This window comes from Massilia eurypsychrophila (genome assembly GCF_002760655.1).
Classification (GTDB): Bacteria; Pseudomonadota; Gammaproteobacteria; order Burkholderiales; family Burkholderiaceae_D; genus JAFCUW01.
Genome location: NZ_PDOC01000012.1, coordinates 1 through 18,210, shown reverse-complemented (window position 1 = coordinate 18,210; position 18,210 = coordinate 1). Strand labels below are relative to the sequence as shown.

Here is an 18,210-nt window from a genome sequence, read left to right as displayed (position 1 = left end):
CCTGTAATGCGGTCTACTTGAAGTACGCTATTTCAAGTACCGCTCGCTCCACACGGCGATCATCGCCGCCACGTATGTCGCGTCTTCCCTGCGCGCGAGCAGGTGATCGGCGTCGTCGAGCGAGATGAAACTCTTCGGGTGCTTTGCCGCTGAAAAAATCGTCAAGGCATTGCTGATGTCGACCGTCGCGTCGCGCGGCGAATGCATCACCAGCAGCGCCCGCTTCAGGGTGGATATCTTCTGCGTCAAATGATGGCTGGCCGCGTCGATCAGGAACTGGCGCTTGATCTTGAAAGGCCGCCCGGCCAGTTGCACGTCGGCCTCGCCGCTCTCTTCGATCGCGCCCAAGGAATGGCCCAGCAAACCGCGAACGTGCTCGGGGTCGCTTGGCGCGGCCAAGGTGACCACTGCCTGCACTTCAGGCACCGCCGCGGCCGCCGACAGCACCGCCGCGCCGCCCAGGCTGTGGCCGATCAGGATGCGCGGCGCCTGCTTGCTGGTGCGCAGAAAGTCGGCAGCCGCGACCAGGTCGGCCACGTTCGACGAGAAGTTGGTGTTGGCGAACTCGCCTTCGCTGGCGCCCAGCCCGGTGAAGTCGAAACGCAGCACCGCGATGCCATGCTCGGTGAGCGCCTGCGCGATGCGGCTTGCCGCGAACACATCCTTGCCACAGGTGAAACAGTGGGCAAACAGGGCGTAGGCCCTGATCGGGCCGTCCGGCGCATCGAGCCGCGCCGCTAGCTGCTGGCCTTCCGCTCCGGGAAAATCCTGTCGTTCGCTTCGCATGTCCGGCCCCCGCTTCCATTGGTATTGTTTGTTGCACTGTGCGCCATATCTTCACGATCGGCAAGTGTGCGCACTCAACCGAACAGGCCGTGCAGGAACCAGCGCGGCTCGCTTATTCCGAGCACAATTCAGATGGCATTTTCCTTTTTCTGGCGATCGGCAGATTTAGCTTTAACAATAAAAATGTCTCATAATATTAGTGTAGAAGCAAATTTAGCCCTTTGTCGACGCGGATTATGTTAGTCTTAACGCTAAGATGAATAACTAAATTTAGTCTCGACGCTATGAAACTCTCGGAACTTCTCAGCGCCCGCCGCACGCGATCGGGCCGTACCTTGCAGCAGATTCACGACGTCACGGGCATCGCGACGTCGAGCATCAGCAAACTGCTGAGCGGAAAGTCGGAGGCGAAAACCGGCACACTCGAAGCACTGGCAGACGCGCTCGACGCTACTTGGGTGCTGGTGCCCAAGCATCTGCTTCCCGAAGTGCAGCGGCTGCTGTCCGGTAAGGCCATCGGCCCCGACCAGGCGCCGTCGACCGTCGACCAGCTGTTCGGAGCTGGCGCCAATGAGTAGCGAGCTCATGCCGCGCTACCTGGACGTCTTCCTGCAAGGTCAGCATATCGGCTGGCTGTGCGAAGCCGGGCGCGTCACGCGCTTCGTTGCAACGGACGAATATGTGGCGAACGCCCGCCGGCCTACCTTGTCGATTTCGATGACGGTACCCGGCGAGGACGAGCTGACCCGCAAGACCATGACCAACTACTTCGACCAGGCGGTCTACCGTGAGCGTGGCGAGCTGCCCCCGTTCTTCGCCGGCCTGCTGCCGGAGGGCGCGCTTCGCCGGCGCCTCGCGGCAACGCGCAAGGACCCCCGCGACATGGATGACTTCGGCGTGCTGGCCGCCGCCGGCGAGGATTTGCCAGGCGCGGTCCAGGTGCGGCCGGCCGTGCTGAACAAGCTCACGGCAATTGCAAGGGCATTCGGCGTCACGGGTGGCTCCGACCACCTCGAAATCGGTGTGCCGGAGCAGGCGGCCGAGGGCGCCGCGTCGCTGTCGGGCATCCAAGACAAGCTGGCGCTGTCGAGCGCACACAACGGCCAGCGCTACTGCATGCCGGTCAAGGGCACGCTCTCGGACCTCGTTGCCAAACTACCGGCCAAGGGTGACGACTCGCAGGTCTTCAACGAATATGCGAGCATGCAGCTGGCCGCGCAGGCCGGCGTGAACATCGCGCAGTGCCGCACTGTGCCGATGCGGGAAATGGTCGGTCGCGACGAGCTGGTGGCGGCCCTGGGTCCGGACACGCATTTCCTGGCGGTTGACCGGTTCGACCGTGGTCCCGGCAGCGCGGTGCACATGGAAGATGCATGCCAGCTGCTTCGCCTGATGCCGGGCCAGAAGTACGCCGGCCGCGAATACTTCGTTCGCCTGGTGCAGGTGCTCAACCGCTTCAGCACCCGCGGCATCGAGGACGTGCGCCAGTTCTTCATTCGCCAAGTAGTGAACACACTGCTGGGCAATTCGGACGCGCACCTGAAAAACTTCTCCGTGCTCTATCACAACGGCGTGATGCCCGAACTTTCGCCGGCCTACGACATCGTGTGCGTCGCGGCGCTGCCGGGCTTCCAGGGATTCGGCACCAACGTTGCCATCGACAAGTACCAGCGCAAGGAAACGGTCGACGACTACCTTGCCGTAGCCAAGAGTGCCGGCATCTCCGAGCGCATTGCCAAGGCGGCGGTCAAGCAGACCGTCAACCTGGCCAAGCAAGTGTGGCCGGACGCGCTGGCGAAGTTGAACGCGCCGGCGGCGGTGCGCACCGAGATTCTAGACCGGCTGGCCACGCTGCCGCTGGCGAAATAGCGCGCCTGCTGCACGTCGACCTCGCCGTTCGCTTCGTCGCGCGCGCACTCAGCCGAACAGGCCGTGCAGGAACCAGCGCGGCTCGCTGTCTTGCTGGGCGCCGACGATGCGCTCGCGGTATACCCAGTAATGCGCGTGATCCTCCCCTTCGGCGATGAAATAGTCGCGCGTTTGCGACTGGCTCCACCAGCCGGCCTCGATCCGCTCCGGCGTCGACGCCATTTTGAGCGGCGAACCGTAGAACGGCCGGTGATTGCGCATCAGCAGTGCGATCGGCTTGGCCAGCAGCCAGGTCGGACGCGGCAGGCTGAGCACGTCGGGCGGCATCTGCGCATCGCGCACCGCCGCGCGGATCTTTTGTTGCACCGGCACCCAGACGTTGGCCAGCTCCGGCCGGTAATCGGCTTGCGGCGCGGCCTGCAGCACGTTTTCCGGCCCCAGCCGCGCCACCAGCAGTTCGAGCATGCGCAGCTGGTCCTGTTCGCTGCCGCCCGGCTCGGGAAACAGCGAGTCGCTCGGCGGCGCCATCGCCTGCACCTGCAGCGCCTCGAGGCACAGGCCGATGACCGGCGCCTCGAGCACCTGCTTGCCGAGCCGCTCCTTGAGCAGGCGCACCAGGTGGTCGTCGCGCCAGGTGGGCTCGGCGAGCACGATTTCGATCAGGGTCGGCGCGCGCGCGACCCGGCCACGCTCGTGCTCGAGCTGCAAGGTGATGCGTTCGACCGCCAGCTGGCGCGCGCACAGCCAGCCGGTCAGTTGCAGCAGCAGCCGGTGGGCGCCGAACAGCAACGCCTCGGCGTTTTCGACGCGGTCGAACAGTTCGAGCTTGGCGCTGAAGGTGGTGGGCGCCTCGATCCAGTCAAACAGCTCCGGCGTCATGCCGTAGGCGGCGTCGAGGATATCGAGCAGCGGCCGGCCGCAGCGCCGCTGCAGCCCGGGCCGCGGCAGGCGCCGCATGTCGCCCAGACTGAAGCAGCCGATGCCTTCGAACCAGGCGGCGAACGGGCGCGCCGGCGGCGGCAAGGCGCTCGGCAGCCGGTCGAGCCGGCGCACCAGCGAGGCCATCTTGATGGTACGCGCGCCGCCATGGCGCGCCAGCATCCAGGCGCCGCGCGCAGTCGGCGCGCAGCTGAGCTGCGCGGTAAAGCCGAGCGCGCGCAGGTTGGCGCGGATGCGCCGGCACAGCGCGCGGATGCCACCGAACAGGCGCAAACTGGCGCCGATGTCGATCAGCAGGGTCGATTCCTCGGCCTGCGCCACCAACGGCGTGTACTGCAGCAGCGCCATCGCTACCGCATGCAGCGCCTCGGCCTCGCGCTCGGCGGTGCGCTCGTACAATTTGGCCTCGGGCATGAGCATGAGCACGCCGCCGCGCCGCATGCCGGCCTGCACGCCGGCAGCCTGCGCGGCCGGCGACACGGCCAGCACCCGTTCCTGTTCGAGCACGACGCTGGCACTGTCACTGGACCAGTTCGGGCAGAACACTTCGAGCGGTAACTGGGGCAGGTAGAGCCCGATCCAAAGACGCATGGCGCTGCAGTAAAGAAGGAGTCAGGGGCAGGAACAGCGGCGCATCGCGCTGCGGTCCCCGGCGTTTTACGAATTCGATGTTGAGGCCGCCGGCGGCTGGCCGCAGCGACAACCGCAGCGGCGCCGGCGAACTGTCTTGCGCGGCCGCCAGCGGGCGCAGCATGAAAAACAGCGTTTCGCCGCTTTGCGCGGCAAGGTGCAGCCGGCGCAAGGTTTCGCCGCGGGCGTGGTTTTGCCAGAACAGCACGGCGCCGCAACTGCCGCTGCGCAGCACCTGTTCGGCCGCCCACAGCGCGTCGCTGCTGCGGCTGGTGCGCACCCACACCAGCTGCGACGGCGCCAGCCCGAGCGCGGCCAGCGCCAGCGCCTGCGGCGGATGGGGCGGCTGCAGCAGCACTATGCGGCGCCGCGCCGCCGCCACCAGGGCCGGACGCAGCAGACGCAGTTCGCCGATGCCGGGCTGCTGCTGCATCAGGTCAATCAGGGTGCCGGTCGGCCAGCCGCCGCCAGGCAGCTGCGCCGACAGCGCCGGATGGCCGGTATCGACGCAGCGCGCGGTAGAATGGGCCAGCTGCGAGGCCAGCCAGAGCGAAGGGTGCAAGGCCTCAGGCGAGGCAATAGATTGATGAAGTGTCATGGTGGATCCGCTTAAAACTACTGTATGAATACACAGTACTATTCGGATCCAGGTTTGGCAAGGCCTATCTTTTATTGTGCGCGGCAGCTTGACTTGGGCTTATCCATCTGGCACATGCACACGCCCAGCCGGCCATGCCTGGGTCGATAAAAGGAGGCGAACTGAGTCAGTTCGGTTCTTCAACGTCGGCCCTCGACGCCGCGGCGCGCGCCAGCGCGTGCGGCGCGCCAGCGGCCATGCCGCCACGGCCGCCAGCAGGACGACGGCGATCTCGCCGAGCGTGTCGAGGGCGCGGAAGTCGACGATGATGACATTGACGACGTTGCGCCCATGCGCCTGCGGCACGCTGTGCGCGAGGAAATAGTCCGCCATCGCGGCGTCGAGCGGCCGGCCCGACAGCGCCAGCAGCACCGCGCCCAGCAGCAGGCCGAACGCCAGCGCGACGCCGGCGCGCCAGCCATCGCCGCGCGCGCTGTCGCCGGCGCCCTGGCGCTGGCGGTAGCGGCGCAACGCCACCGCGGCCACCACCACGAACACCGTCTCGACGGCGAGCTGGGTCAAGGCCAGGTCGGGCGCGCCGCGAAACAGAAACACCACCGCGCTGCCGGTGCCGACCGCGCCGGCGCCAAGCAGGCGCTGCAGCGTGTCGCGCGCGCGCACGGCCAGCACGGCGCCGGCGACGAGGGTGACACAGCCGACCAGCACGCCGGCGTCAGCGGCCATGAGCGCCGCCGGTGGTGGGAACGTCAGCGCGGCGACCCACGGCGCGGCCAACACCACCGTGGCGGCAGCGCTGACGCCGAGGTAGCGGCCCAGGCGGCGCGCCTGCAGGCCACGCGCCAGCACGCCGGAGCCGTGTTTCAAGCCGCGCAGCGCGGCGTCGTAAGCGGCGGCGGGGCCGGAATGGTCGAGGTGGCGCAGCCGGTGAAACAGCCGGTACAGGCGGTCCCAGCCGAGGTACACGGCCGCGCCGACCGCCCACACCGCGGCGAAGCTCTCGAGGCGTAGCAGCCATGCCGGTTGCAACGACGCGTCGGCGCGCTGCAGCGCCGGTGAAATCATCCGCGCCGCGTCCGTCACCAGCAGTTCGGCCAGCGCCGGGAACAGCCCGAGCGCGATGCCAACGCCGGCAAGCGCCAGCGGCGGCAGCGTCAGCCGCCAGCCGCCCTCGTGCGGCGCGCGCCCTGGCGGATGGACCAGGCGGCCGAAGAAGATGCGCACCGCCGCCACGCTGGCGACCGCCACGCCGACGGTACTGACCAGCAGGCTGGCGCCTTCGACCAGCCACAGCACCCCGCTCACTTCCTTGGCGGCCTTGATGCTGTCCTTGGCGATAAAGCCGACCGTGGCCGGCAACCCGGCCATCGACAGGCCCGCCAGCACGGCCGCCAGCGCGGTTGCCGGCATGCCATGGCGCAGCCCGCGCAGCCGGTCGATCAAGCGCGTTCCGATGGCATGGTCGACGTTGCCGGCGACGAAGAACAGCGGCGCCTTGTACAGCGCGTGGGCCAGCAGCGTGGCGGCGAAGGCGAGCGCGCCCAGTTCGTTGGGCAGGCCGATCAGCACCGTCAGCGTTCCCAGCGTGGAGACGGTGGACCATGCCAGGATGCGCTTCAGGTCGCGTTCGCGCGGCGCCTGCACCGCGCCCCACAGCGCGGTGATCGTGCCGATCGACAGCAAGGCAGCTTCCCACCAGGGGACCGCGCCCATTGCCTCGTCGAAGCGGGCCATCACATACACGCCGAGGTTGACCATCGTGGCCGAATGCAGATAGGCCGACACCGGCGTCGGCGCGGCCATCGCGCCCGGCAGCCAGAAGTGGAAAGGGAACTGGGCCGACTTGGTCATGGCGCCGGCCAGCACCAGCGCCACCCCCGCTTGGAAGCCGCCATCGCCCAGCACGGCCGGATCGAGCTGGGCCAGGTCGCGCAGCCGCAGACCGGGTGCGGCCAGCAGGATCAGGACGATGCCGGCAAGCAGCGCCAGCCCGCCGGCACCGGTGACCAGCAGCGCCTGGCGCGCGCTGTCGCGACTGTCCTGGTTGTCGTGGTCGAAGCCGACCAGCAGGAACGACAGCACACTGGTGGCCTCCCAGAACAGCAGCAGCAGCAGCAGGTCGTCGGCCAGGATTGCCCCCAGCATGGCCAGCGTGAAGGCGATGAGCAGGCCCATCAATTGACCGAGGCGGGCATGGCCGCGCAGGTAGCCGGGGGTATAGGCCAACACCGCCGCGCCGACGCCGCACACGAGCAGCAGGAACAGCCGCGCCAGGCCATCGGCGGCGAAGCCGAGGCGGATGTCGAGCGGCGCCACCCATGGCACGGACCAGCTTGCAGGCTCGCCGGGCAGGCCGGCCACCGCCGGTAACAGCGCCAGCGGCAGCAGCCAGGCCCAGCGGATCCATATCGCCGGTTTTGCCTGCGGAAGCACTGCATGGATCATGTCGTTTTCCTGTCGAGAAACAGAACCCTGATTCAGCCGCCGCGCCGGCCTTGCCACTCGCGCCAGGCGATGCCCGCCAGCGTCAGGGCGACCAGCGGCAGCACCGCCGTCGCCATCACGGCGCTGTACGGGCGCAACGCGTCATGCTGCTGGGCGGCCAGCAGCACATAGGCCATGTAAGCGGCGTACAACCCCAGAAACATGGCGCCTTCCCAGCGCGCAATCAGGCTGCCGGTGAAGAAGATCGGCAGGCAGGCGAGCATCACCGCGATCATGACCGGCAGGTCGAACGCCAGCACCGAGGGAGCGACCGCGATCCCCGCCGGGCTGACCAGGGACGACAGACCGAGCACGCCGAGAATGTTGAACACGTTGCTTCCCACCACATTGCCGACCGCGATGTCGCGCTGGCCGCGCAGCGCCGCGATGATCGACGTGGCCACCTCTGGCAGCGCGAGCGCGGAAGCACCGCGCACCAGCGCCTCGGCGCCGACGACAAGCAGAACCAGTCCGAGCAAGAACCAAAGCAGTTCCATCGATGCGTCCCCTTCCCACGTTTGGTCGGCAATGCGAGACGCCAGACGGCACGCCGCCGGGCGCTGCCGTCGCTCCCTGGCGCTTGTTCATCACTTATACGAGCCTTCGATGCCGGACGGCGCGCCTGATGACCGGACACTGCGCTGGCGCTGCCGGCCTGCGCAGACGGGCCGCGGTGCAAATACGGCACTTCCCACTTGTCAGCAAACATGTCTTGTATTAGTATTGCGAATTGTTCTCATTCTCATTATCATTCCAGTTCAAATAAAACCATGACCTCGCCATTCCCATTTAGCCGGCCGACACGGCTCGCCCTCGCTATCGCCAGCACCTTCGTCACCAGCGCCGCCTTTGCGCAGGAAAACACAGCCGTCATGCCTGTCGTCACAGTGATCGGCTCTGCCGACAGTGGCTATGTTGAAAAAACCTCGGCCTCGGCGATGAAGACCGACACGCTGCTGCGCGATACGCCGCAGTCGGTTACCGTGATCACGCGCCAGCTGATGAACGACCAGGCCATGCAGAGCATCGCCGACGCCATCTTGTATGTGCCGGGCATCGTTGCAGCCCAAGGCGAAGGCAATCGCGATGCCGCGGTCTTCCGCGGCAACAGTTCGACCAGCGATTTCTATGTCGACGGCGTGCGCGACGACGTGCAGTACTATCGCGACTTCTACAATATCGACAGCGTCGAGGCCATCAAAGGCGCCAGCGCGATGATCTTTGGCCGTGGCGGCTCGGGCGGCGTGATCAACCGGGTCAGCAAGGAGGCCGGCTGGGCACCGGTACGCACGGCAAGCGCCAGCGTCGGCAGCTACGGTCACCGGCGCGCCGCCGTCGACGTCGGCGGCGCCATCAGCGACGACGTGGCGGTGCGCGTGAATGCCTTGGCCGAGCAATCGGAGAGCTACCGCAATGGCGTGGAACTCGAGCGCAAGGGCATCAATCCAACGATGACGCTGCGCGCCGGCAAGAACACCACCATCAACCTCGCTTACGAGCACTTCCGTGACGACCGCATCGCCGACCGCGGCGTGCCCTCGCTGAGCGGGCGTCCCTACGATACCGATCCGTCGGCCTTCTTTGGCAGCGCCGAGCTGAGTCCGACCGGCGTGCGCGTGAACGCTTTCTCGGCCTACCTGAAGCATGATTTCGGCAACAACGTGGTGCTGCGCAACCGCACCCGGATTGCCCACTATGACAAGTTCTACCAGAACGTCTACGCCAACAGCGCCGTGAGCCCGAGTACCGGCCGGCTCGCCCTGGGCGCCTATTACGACGCCACCGAGCGCAGCAACAGCTTCAACCAGACCGACCTGACGTTCTCGATCGCGACCGGCAGCGTGACCCACAAGGTCGCCGCCGGGGTCGAGTTTGGCCGCCAGGAAACCGATAACCTGCGTCGCGCTGGCGTGTTTGCGGACAACTCGAGCGTGCCAGCGACCAGTCCGGTGTACACCGGCGCGATCAGCTTTCCGACCCTGATCACCAGCAACGACAGTATCGCCAATGTCGCCTCGGTGTATGTGCAGGATCAGATCGTGTTCTCGCCACAGTGGCAGGCAGTGGCAGGCTTGCGCTACGACCGCTTCAGCGTCGACTTCAACAACCGTCTGGCCACCAGCAACGCGACCTTTGACGTGACCGACACGCCGGTATCGCCGCGCGCCGGCCTGATCTACAAGCCGATGGAAGCGATGTCGCTGTACGCCAGCTACAGCCGCGCCTATGTGCCACGCGCCGGCGATCAGCTCACCTCGCTGACCGCCAGCAACCGCGCATTCGATCCTGAGAAATTCGACAACGTCGAAGTCGGCATGAAGTGGGACGTGAGCCCGGCACTGTCGGCCACGGCCGCGATCTACCAGCTCGACCGCACCAATGTCGTCGTGCCCGGTGCTGCCGCCGGCAGCAGCGTGCTGGTCGACGGCCAGACCACCAAGGGCGTCGAACTGGCATTGTCAGGCCAGGTGACGCAGGCCTGGAGCGTAATGGGCGGCTACGCCTACCAGGACGCCAAGTTGACGGCCGACCAGTCCGCCACGGTGCGTTCCGGCGCCAGGCTGGCGATGGTGCCGAAGCACGCCTTCTCTCTGTGGAACCGCTACGACATCGACGATCAGCTCGGCGTGGCCTTGGGCGTGGTGTATCGGGATAGCCTGGCCACCTCGACCTCGAACACGGTGACGCTGCCGTCGTTCACCCGTGTCGACGGCGCCATCTATTACCGTCTCAGCAAACAGTATCGCCTGCAGCTGAACGTGGAAAACCTGCTGGACAAAAAGTACTGGGCATCTGCCCACAACGACAACAACATCACGCCGGGCGCCCCGCGCAGCGCAAAACTGTCGCTGTTCGCCAGTTTCTGAGCGCTGGCATGATCGTCAACGGCGCCCCGCGGGGCGCCGTTTGTCATTAAACGCACGCGACGTCCCCGCAAAGCCGGTCGCACCGGAACCCGGTTTGGCCAAACGACGGCCTTGCTGTGCTCGATCGAAATCTAAGCAAAGTAGAAAGGTTCACCGCGCGATACGGCATAATAGCTGACCGTATTGTTAAGGTTTTAGAATGAAGATATCCTCAATGCTGTTCGCGCCGGCCTCGCTGCGCCGGCGCCGGAAATAGCCTTCGTGGACACCATGCAAGTAGTCGGCGCGGTGCTGTTCGCCTGCGCGCTGATCCACACTTTCTCGGCCAAGGCATTCGACCTGCTGGCCCACCGCCACCCGCGCCACGCCGGCCTGTTCGACCTGCTGGGCGAAGTCGAGGTGGTATTCGGCTTCTGGGCCTTCCTGCTGATCATGGCGATGGCGCTGCTGTCGGGGCCGCAGGCGGCCATCGACTACGCCGAATCGCGCCAATATACCGAGCCGCTGTTCGTCTTCGTCGTCATGGTGGTGGCGGCGTCGCGGCCGGTGCTCGACAGCGTGCGCGCCCTGCTCGGCATGCTCGCGCGCCTGGCGCCAGTGCGCACCGAACTGGCGCTGGCGTGGCTCGGGCTGGCGCTGGTGCCGCTGGCCGGTTCGCTCGTTACCGAGCCGGCCGCGATGACGCTGGCCGCGCTGATGCTGGCACCGCAGATCTTTCGTCCACACGTACCCGAATGGCTCAAGTACGGCGCTCTTGGCGTGCTGTTCGTCAACGTCTCGATCGGCGGCACCCTGACCGCCTACGCCGCGCCGCCGGTGCTGATGGTGGCAGGCACCTGGGGCTGGGACAGCGCCTTCATGGCCGCCACCTTCGGCTGGAAGGCCGCGCTGGCGGTGTGTATCAATGCCACCGGCGCCATCGTGCTGCTGCGCCGCCACCTCGAGGCCGAACCTTACACGGCCTCCGCCGAAGCGACGTCGCCCGAACTGGTGCCGCGCATGCCGCGCCTGGTCGCGCTGATTCACCTGGCGTTCCTGGCCGCGGTGGTGCTGCTGGCCCATCATCCTGTGCTGTTCCTCGGCGTGTTCTTGATGTTCCTCGGGTTTACGCAATCGTACCAGCGCTACCAGGATCCGCTGATCCTGAAGGAAGGCTTGCTGGTGGGTTTTTTCCTGGCGGGGCTGGTGGTGCTGGGAGGCATGCAGCAATGGTGGCTGCAGCCGGTGGTGTCGAGCCTGGGGCCGACCGCACTGTTCTTCGGCGCGCTGGGGCTGACCGCAATTACCGACAATGCAGCGCTGACCTACCTCGGCTCGCTGATCATCGGCCTGTCCGACCACGAAAAATACATGCTGGTGGCCGGCGCGGTTGCCGGTGGTGGCCTGACAGTCATCGCCAACGCGCCCAACCCGGCCGGCGCGGCGCTCCTCAAGCGCGGCTTCAACGACGAATCGATCGGCGCGGTCGGCCTGTTCCTCGGCGCGCTGATGCCGACTGCGGTGGCAGCGGCACTTTTCCTTGTATAAGGCGTCAAACCTGACCGGAGGCGAGCATGGACGATGCAGTATTGGTAAGCAAAACGGCGACAATCGCACGCGCCGTGCGCCGCGCCCGCGAAGAATACGAGAAGGATCCGACCACATTTGTGGGCGACATCACGCGTCAGGACGCGGCCACGCTCAACGTGGTGCGCGCCTGGGAGGCGGCGGTGGAAATGGGCGACTACGTCATCGGCGCCTGCGCGCTGGGTACCCCAGCCGACGAGCGCGCGGTGTTTACGCTGCTGCACGAAGCCGGCTGGATCGACGCCGGGCTGGCCGAAGAGCTCAAGCGCACCGGCGAATTTTGCCGTGCCGAATGGGATTACCAGGCCGCGCCGCTGCCGGCGCTGGTGACCATCATCAAGCGCGGGCTCGACGAGCTGCAGACCTTCGCCAACACCCTGGTGGCGCGCAACGCCGCCTCAGGCGCGCCGGTGCCTTGAAAAGAATTCGAGCATCATCTTGCTGGCGTCAGGACCGGGCGCCGAATTGAACGATACCCGTTCGTCGCCGCCGCTCCAGGCGTGCTTCAGTTCGGCCACGCGCGCCACCCGCAGCATCACCTTGCGCCCGCTGTAGACGTCACGCAACTGGTAGGAGCGCCCTCCCTTGACCTTCTCGGCCACCTGCTCGGGGCTATCGGGTGCCAGATTATTCACCATCATGGCCTGGCGCGTCAGGTGCGCGAGGTTAATGGGACGCACGACGGGGTCGTCCTCGCCATGGATCAGGATGGTGGGCAACGGATGGAACTGGTCGCGCCGGCCCAGCACTTCGGCGATCGGGCCGTCGACCCGCGTGCCGGCGCCATGCTGCATCAGCGTCAGCGCGCCGATGGTGCTGTGGGCGCCGCCGAAACTCGGCCCCGAATGCAGCCCGAGCCCGGCAAACAGGTCGGGATGGTTGAGGGCAACGATATTGGCCATTGCGGCACCGGCCGAAATCCCGCAGATATAGATGCGCGAACCGTCGATCGGATAGTTGGCGCGCACCTTGTTGATGATGCCGACGATCATCGGCACGTCGCCGCCGCCCTGCTGGGTCGCGCGGTCGAACCATTTCCAGCAGCGGTGGCGATGGCTGCTGACCGATTGCTGCGGATACAGCACCGCGTAGCCGGCCGTCTCTGCCAGCTGGTTCATGCGCGTGCCCTGGGCAAACAAGGTGGCGGTCTGCTCGCAGCCGTGCAGCATGACAATCAGCGGCAGGCCGGCGGCGGAGTCGGCGGGAGGATGGTCGGGCAGATACAACCAGTAGCTCATGCGGCGCAGCGCGCCGCGCTCGGACACGCCGGAGAGATAAGAGGCGAGCCACTTGCCCGTGGCGGGCGCGGCAGGCTGGGGCGCCGGCGCAGCCGTTGTGGCACGCTTTGATTTCAGCGGCGCAACCGTGGCGGGCACGGCGGCGGCAGGCGCCTTTGGCCGCGGCTTGGGCTTGGCCCGGGCCGCCGGCTTGGGTGGCGCCAGCAACGTACCGATGACGCGGGCCACCGAACGTTGCTGCTTCTTCCCGGCGCGCAGCAAGCCGCGCAGCCAGGGATTGCTTGTTTTTACCATCGGAACCTGGTTATGGGTGAATTCAAGCGCGCAAACAATTCCGCGGCAAACGAGCGGGTTGGGATCGATTTGCCGAGTGGGCCAGCGTTGTTGCAGCGCGCATTGACGAACATCATTTGGGTTGCCTCCGTGTTTTTTTACAAGCATAGCGAGCGCCACATCGTCGTTCTGTGCGTTGGCGCGCATAGGTGCGAGAACGCAACAAATCGCGCTGGCAGGCACTGCCCGGTCAAGCCCGGCACGATTGATCCGGCTACACCCACATTCCATTAAGGAGACGTACCATGACTTTCGAAGACAGCGACACATACGGAATGTACAAACGATATGACAAGTCGGGGCCCGGCCCAGAACTGATGGGCGCCGGCACCCTGATGGGCGAGGACGTCGTCAACCGCAGCGACGAAGACCTCGGCGACATCAAGGAAATCATGCTCGACATGCGCAGCGGCCAGGTGGCCTACGCCGTACTGTCGTTTGGCGGCATGCTCGGCCTCGGCACAAAACTGTTCGCCGTGCCTTGGCAGGCATTGCAGCTCGACACGGTCAACAAGCGCTTCGTGCTCGACATCAGCAAGGATCGCCTCGAGTCGGCGCCCGGCTTCGATCCCGACGCCTGGCCCGACATGACCGACGTCACCTGGACCAACCAGATTCACACCTTCGATGGCACCGACGCTTCGCGCAGCGGCAGCATGCAAGCCGGTAGCATGCCGATGGGTGGCATGAGCGCAGGCACGGGCATGGGCGCCGGCGCCGGCAGCATGGGCGCCGGGCATGCGGGCACCGCGGCCAGCACCGGCAGCGGCATGGCCGGCGGCAGCGGCGCGCCCAGGAGCGGCGCCGGAGGCGGTGACGGCCTGTAATTGCACGCGTGTTGACGCTGCGGCAGCAGGGGTCTGAGCCGCCGTTTGGGGTCAGACCCCTGCTCCTACCGCTGCATCGACTCCCACACCTTTTGCAGCCGCTTGGCCGATACCGGCATCGGCGTGCGCAGCTCCTGCGCGAACAGCGACACGCGCAATTCCTCCAGCATCCAGCGAAACTCGGTCATGCGCGGGTCGGTATTCTTGCCGGCCTGTACCTTGGAGATGCGCAGGAACTGGCTGGCAGCGCCAGTCCACTCGGCCATCGACTTGGCGTCGCGCGCCGGATCGCCGCGCAGCTTTTCGATCCGCACGTTGATCGCCTTCAGGTAGCGCGGAAAATGCGCCAGCTGCGCGTAGTCGGTCTCGGTGACGAAGCGCTTGTGCACCAGCGCCTGCAACTGCGCCTGCACGTCGGCCGCCGCCGCCGGCTGCACGCCCTGCAGCTTTTTCGGCAGGCCATGGAATTCGGTCAGCACCTGCGACACCAGCCGCGCGATCTCGTTGACCAGGAGGCCAAGGCGTGACTTGCCCTCGTCCTTGCGCTTGTTGAACGAGGCGGCGTCGGTCGGCAGCGGATCCTGCAGGCAGGCGATGTCGATCGCTTTCTGGATGATCTGGTCGCGCAACTCCTCCTGCGAGCCGAGCGCCATGAACTGCATGCCCATCTGCTGCATCGACGGGATGTTCTTCTCGATGAACTTGAGCTGCTCCTTGAGCTGCAGCGCGAACAGGCGGCGCAGGCCGATGCGGTGGGTGCGCGCCGCGACCGTCGGGTCGTCGAACACTTCGAGGTCGCAGTGTGCGCCCTTGTCGACCAGCGCCGGGAAGCCGATCAGGGTCAGCTTGCCCTGCACGATTTCAAGCAGCTCGGGCAGCTCGCCGAAGGTCCACGACGTCAGCCCGGTGTGGGCGCTGACGACCGGCGCTGCTGCGGCCGCCGGCGCTACGCCCTTCCCTTTGACCGGCGCCGCGACGACCGGCTCGGCCACGGTCTGCGCGGTGGCCTCGGCCAGCTTCTGGAAGCTCTGGCGCGCCTGGCCGCCGAATTCGGCCTGCAGCGTGGCCAGGTTGCGGCCCATGTCAAGCTGGCGGCCATGCTCGTCGATGACCTTGAAGTTCATGAAGTGGTGAGCCGGCAGCGTCTCGACCTTGAAGTCAGTGGTCAACACGGCCAGGCTGGTCTGGCTGCGGATGTCGGCGATGATGGCGTCGACCAGGTCGCCGCGGCCGAACATGCCGGCGTCCTGCATCCGATCGCAGAAGCGCGCGGCGTAGTCCGGCAGCGGCACGCAATGGCGGCGCAGCTTTTGCGGCAGCGATTTGAGCAGCAGGTGCACCTTCTCCTTCAGCATGCCGGGCACCAGCCACTCGACGCGCTCGCGCGGCAGCTGGTTCAGCGCAAACAGCGGCACCGCCAAGGTGACACCATCGCGCACGCTGCCTGGCTCGAAGTGGTAAGTAAGGCCCATCTCGATGCCGGTGACGGTCAGCGTTTTGGGGAACAGCTCGGTGGTGACCCCGGCCGCCTCATGGCGCATCAGCTCTTCGCGATTGAGAAACAGCAGTTTCGGATCGTCACGCGTAACGAGCTTGTGCCAGGCTTCGAAGCCGGCGCCGTTGACCACGTCGGCGGGAATGAGCTTGTCGTAGAAGGCGGCGATCAGGTGGTCGTCCACCAGCACGTCGAGCCGGCGCGACTTGTGCTCCAGGTTCTCGATTTCCTTGACCAGCTTGTGGTTATGGGCGAAGAACGGCGCGCGCGTGTCGTAGTCGCCGCCGACCAGCGCCTCCTGGATGAAGATCGCGCGCGCCTCGAACGGATTGAACTGGCCGTAGTTGATGCGGCGCTGGCTGTACACCACCAGGCCATACAAGGTGGCGCGTTCGGATGCGGTGACCTGCGCGGCGCGCTTTTCCCAGCGTGGTTCGCCCCACGATTTTTTCAGCAGGTGGGCGCCGACGCGCTCGACCCACTCGGGCTGGATATTGGCGACGGTGCGCGCGTACAGGCGCGTGGTGTCGACCAGTTCGGCCGCCATTACCCACTTGCCGGGTTTCTTGATCAGCGAGGAGCCTGGCCAGACGTGAAAGCGGATGCCGCGCGCGCCGAGGTAGCCGGCGCCCGGCTCGTCGTCGCTCTTGAAGCCGATGTTCCCCAGCAGGCCGGTGAGCAGCGCGGTGTGCAGGTTCTCGTAAGTGGCCGGCAGCTCGTTGAGGCGCCAGCCCTGCTCCTTGACGATGGTGAGCAGCTGCGAATGAACGTCGCGCCACTCGCGCAGGCGCACCTGCGACAGGAAATTGGCGCGGCAGGTTTCCTGCAGCTGGCGGTTGGTTTTCTTGTGCTCGATGGCTTGCTCGAACCAGCGCCAGATCTTGATATAAGTGAGGAACTCGGACTTCTCGTCGGCGAACTTTTTATGCGCTTCGTCGGCCGCCTGCTGGTGTTCCATCGGGCGGTCGCGCGGATCCTGCACCGACAGCGCGGAGGCGATGATCAGCATCTCGGTGAGGCAGGCGTTTTCCAGCGCGGCCAGGATCATGCGGCCCACGCGCGGGTCCAGCGGCAGCTTGGCCAGCTTGTGGCCGAGCGGCGTGAGCCCATTGGTGTCGTCGACGGCGCCCACTTCCTGCAGCAGCTGGTAGCCGTCGGCGATCGCCCTGCCCTGCGGCGGCTCGATGAAGGGGAACGTCTCGACGTCGGTCAGGTGCAGCGCCTTCATGCGCAGGATGACCGCCGCCAGTGAGGAGCGCAGGATCTCCGGCTCGGTAAATTTCGGCCGCTCGAGGAAGTCCTTTTCTTCGTACAGTCGGATGGCGACGCCGTCGGCGACGCGGCCGCAACGGCCGGCGCGCTGGTTGGCGGCCGACTGCGCGATCGGCTCGACCTGCAGCTGCTCGACCTTGTTGCGGAAGCTGTAGCGCTTTACGCGCGCGAGACCCGCGTCGACGACGTAGCGGATGCCCGGCACCGTCAGTGACGTTTCGGCGACGTTGGTGGCCAACACGATGCGGCGCGCGTTACTGATCTTGAAGACGCGCTCCTGCTCCTCGACCGACAGGCGGGCGAACAGCGGCAGGATTTCGACATGCGGCGGATGGTGCTTGCGCAGCGCTTCGGCGCAGTCGCGAATTTCGCGCTCGCCCGGCAGGAACACCAGCACGTCGCCGGAGCCGAGCCGGCACAGTTCATCGACGGCGTCGACCACCGCGTCCATCAGGTCGCGCTTTTCGCGCGCGGCCTGCGCCTTCGGCAGCGGCTTGCCGGTGTCCGGCGCGCCGCTCAAGACCTGGTCGCGCTCGACCGGGCGGTAGCGCACTTCGACCGCGTACAGGCGGCCCGATACTTCGATTACCGGCGCGAGCTTGCCGCCGACGCCGAAGTGGCGCGCGAAGCGGTCGGCGTCGATCGTCGCCGACGTGATGATCACTTTCAGGTCGGGCCGGCGCGGCAGCAGCTGCTTCAAGTAGCCGAGCAGGAAGTCGATGTTCAGGCTGCGTTCGTGCGCCTCGTCGATGATGATGGTGTCGTAGTTCTTCAGCAGCGGGTCGGTCTGGGTCTCGGCCAGCAGGATACCGTCGGTCATCAGCTTGACCGAGGCGCCCGGCTGCAGCGTGTCGGTGAAGCGCACCTTGAAGCCGACGTGCACGCCGAGCGGCGAGCCGAGTTCCTGGGCGATCCGCTTGGCGGTCGACGACGCCGCGATCCGGCGCGGCTGGGTGTGGCCAATCATGCCTTTCTGACCGCGTCCGAGCTCAAGACAGATCTTCGGCAGCTGGGTGGTCTTGCCCGAGCCGGTCTCGCCGGACACGATGATGACCTGGTTTTCCATGATCGCGCGGGCGATGTCGGCGCGCCGGCCCGATACCGGCAGCTCCTCGGGGAAGGTAATCGGCGGCAGCGGCGTGCGCGCGACCTCGCCGCGTGGCGGCCGGGCTTCGCGCGGCGGCTGGCCGGCACGCGGCTCTTGCGGCGCACGCGGTTCACGCGGCGGGCGCGGCTCGCCCGGCGGCTGGCCGGCCCGCGGCTCCTGCGGCGCGCGCGGAGCACGTGGCGTCTGCTGCGCGCGCGGCTG

13 protein-coding genes are annotated in these 18,210 nt (G+C 66.6%); 6 read left to right on the top strand and 7 right to left on the bottom strand.

The annotated features are described in order from the left end of the window. Positions 1–27: 27 nt before the first annotated feature. A complete protein-coding gene (locus tag CR105_RS17705; RefSeq protein ID WP_099790583.1) occupies positions 28–786 on the bottom strand; it encodes an alpha/beta hydrolase family protein in 759 nt (252 codons plus the stop codon). Positions 787–1,070: 284 nt separating this feature from the next. Here CR105_RS17705 and CR105_RS17700 point away from each other — a divergent pair, with 284 nt between their 5' ends. Both CR105_RS17700 and CR105_RS17695 read left to right on the top strand, forming a co-directional pair. Then, complete coding sequence (locus CR105_RS17700; protein ID WP_099790581.1) at positions 1,071–1,364, top strand: helix-turn-helix domain-containing protein; 294 nt, start codon at positions 1,071–1,073, stop codon at positions 1,362–1,364. Then, positions 1,357–2,655: a type II toxin-antitoxin system HipA family toxin gene (locus CR105_RS17695; protein WP_099790579.1), complete on the top strand. Its 1,299-nt coding sequence runs from the start codon at positions 1,357–1,359 to the stop codon at positions 2,653–2,655. Before CR105_RS17700 ends, CR105_RS17695 begins: the two co-directional genes overlap by 8 nt. Positions 2,656–2,703: 48 nt before the next feature. Here the strand turns inward: CR105_RS17695 and CR105_RS17690 are convergent, their stop codons facing one another. From CR105_RS17690 to CR105_RS17675, 4 genes are all read right to left on the bottom strand, one after another. Next, positions 2,704–4,185 carry a Y-family DNA polymerase gene (locus CR105_RS17690; protein ID WP_099790577.1) on the bottom strand — a complete coding sequence of 494 codons (1,482 nt, stop codon included), beginning with the start codon at positions 4,183–4,185 and terminating at the stop codon, positions 2,704–2,706. Continuing rightward, positions 4,115–4,822 carry a translesion DNA synthesis-associated protein ImuA gene (imuA, locus tag CR105_RS17685; protein ID WP_099790575.1) on the bottom strand — a complete coding sequence of 236 codons (708 nt, stop codon included), beginning with the start codon at positions 4,820–4,822 and terminating at the stop codon, positions 4,115–4,117. The genes CR105_RS17690 and imuA overlap by 71 nt, the downstream gene beginning before the upstream one ends. A 99-nt stretch (positions 4,823–4,921) precedes the next feature. After that, positions 4,922–7,264, bottom strand: a complete 2,343-nt coding sequence (mbhE, locus tag CR105_RS17680) for a hydrogen gas-evolving membrane-bound hydrogenase subunit E (protein WP_099790573.1) — start codon at positions 7,262–7,264, stop codon at positions 4,922–4,924. 32 nt (positions 7,265–7,296) lie between these two features. Continuing rightward, a complete protein-coding gene (locus CR105_RS17675; protein ID WP_099790571.1) occupies positions 7,297–7,800 on the bottom strand; it encodes a sodium:calcium antiporter in 504 nt (167 codons plus the stop codon). Positions 7,801–8,073: 273 nt separating this feature from the next. Between CR105_RS17675 and CR105_RS17670 the strand changes: the two genes are divergently transcribed. The 3 genes from CR105_RS17670 to hepT all read left to right on the top strand — a co-directional run bounded on the left by CR105_RS17670 (position 8,074) and on the right by hepT (position 12,155). Next, positions 8,074–10,170 (top strand): TonB-dependent receptor, encoded by a 2,097-nt coding sequence (locus CR105_RS17670; RefSeq protein ID WP_099790569.1) that lies wholly within the window; start codon positions 8,074–8,076, stop codon positions 10,168–10,170. Between the two features lie 270 nt (positions 10,171–10,440). Beyond that, positions 10,441–11,697 (top strand): putative Na+/H+ antiporter, encoded by a 1,257-nt coding sequence (locus tag CR105_RS17665; protein WP_370660694.1) that lies wholly within the window; start codon positions 10,441–10,443, stop codon positions 11,695–11,697. 26 nt (positions 11,698–11,723) lie between these two features. Next, positions 11,724–12,155, top strand: coding sequence for a type VII toxin-antitoxin system HepT family RNase toxin (gene hepT / locus CR105_RS17660; protein WP_099790565.1), 432 nt, complete (start codon positions 11,724–11,726; stop codon positions 12,153–12,155). On the opposite strand, the gene CR105_RS17655 is transcribed toward hepT, so the two are convergent. After that, on the bottom strand, positions 12,135–13,268 hold the full coding sequence (locus CR105_RS17655; RefSeq protein ID WP_099790563.1) for an extracellular catalytic domain type 1 short-chain-length polyhydroxyalkanoate depolymerase: 1,134 nt from the start codon (positions 13,266–13,268) through the stop codon (positions 12,135–12,137). The two genes, hepT and CR105_RS17655, sit on opposite strands and share 21 nt — an antisense overlap. Positions 13,269–13,552: 284 nt before the next feature. Here CR105_RS17655 and CR105_RS17650 point away from each other — a divergent pair, with 284 nt between their 5' ends. Beyond that, on the top strand, positions 13,553–14,134 hold the full coding sequence (locus CR105_RS17650; protein ID WP_099790561.1) for a PRC-barrel domain-containing protein: 582 nt from the start codon (positions 13,553–13,555) through the stop codon (positions 14,132–14,134). 65 nt (positions 14,135–14,199) lie between these two features. On the opposite strand, the gene hrpA is transcribed toward CR105_RS17650, so the two are convergent. After that, positions 14,200–18,210 (bottom strand): ATP-dependent RNA helicase HrpA (hrpA, locus tag CR105_RS17645; RefSeq protein ID WP_370660693.1); only part of this gene is annotated, 4,011 nt, incomplete at its 5' end.

Coding starts and splice junctions, on each gene's coding strand:
- CR105_RS17650 (WP_099790561.1), top strand. CDS start 13,553: ATGACTTTCGAAGACAGCGACACATACGGAATGTACAAACGATATGAC.
- CR105_RS17695 (WP_099790579.1), top strand. CDS start 1,357: ATGAGTAGCGAGCTCATGCCGCGCTACCTGGACGTCTTCCTGCAAGGT.
- hepT (WP_099790565.1), top strand. CDS start 11,724: ATGGACGATGCAGTATTGGTAAGCAAAACGGCGACAATCGCACGCGCC.
- CR105_RS17700 (WP_099790581.1), top strand. CDS start 1,071: ATGAAACTCTCGGAACTTCTCAGCGCCCGCCGCACGCGATCGGGCCGT.
- CR105_RS17665 (WP_370660694.1), top strand. CDS start 10,441: ATGCAAGTAGTCGGCGCGGTGCTGTTCGCCTGCGCGCTGATCCACACT.
- CR105_RS17705 (WP_099790583.1), bottom strand. CDS start 786: ATGCGAAGCGAACGACAGGATTTTCCCGGAGCGGAAGGCCAGCAGCTA.
- CR105_RS17675 (WP_099790571.1), bottom strand. CDS start 7,800: ATGGAACTGCTTTGGTTCTTGCTCGGACTGGTTCTGCTTGTCGTCGGC.
- CR105_RS17655 (WP_099790563.1), bottom strand. CDS start 13,268: ATGGTAAAAACAAGCAATCCCTGGCTGCGCGGCTTGCTGCGCGCCGGG.
- CR105_RS17670 (WP_099790569.1), top strand. CDS start 8,074: ATGACCTCGCCATTCCCATTTAGCCGGCCGACACGGCTCGCCCTCGCT.
- imuA (WP_099790575.1), bottom strand. CDS start 4,822: ATGACACTTCATCAATCTATTGCCTCGCCTGAGGCCTTGCACCCTTCG.
- mbhE (WP_099790573.1), bottom strand. CDS start 7,264: ATGATCCATGCAGTGCTTCCGCAGGCAAAACCGGCGATATGGATCCGC.
- CR105_RS17690 (WP_099790577.1), bottom strand. CDS start 4,185: ATGCGTCTTTGGATCGGGCTCTACCTGCCCCAGTTACCGCTCGAAGTG.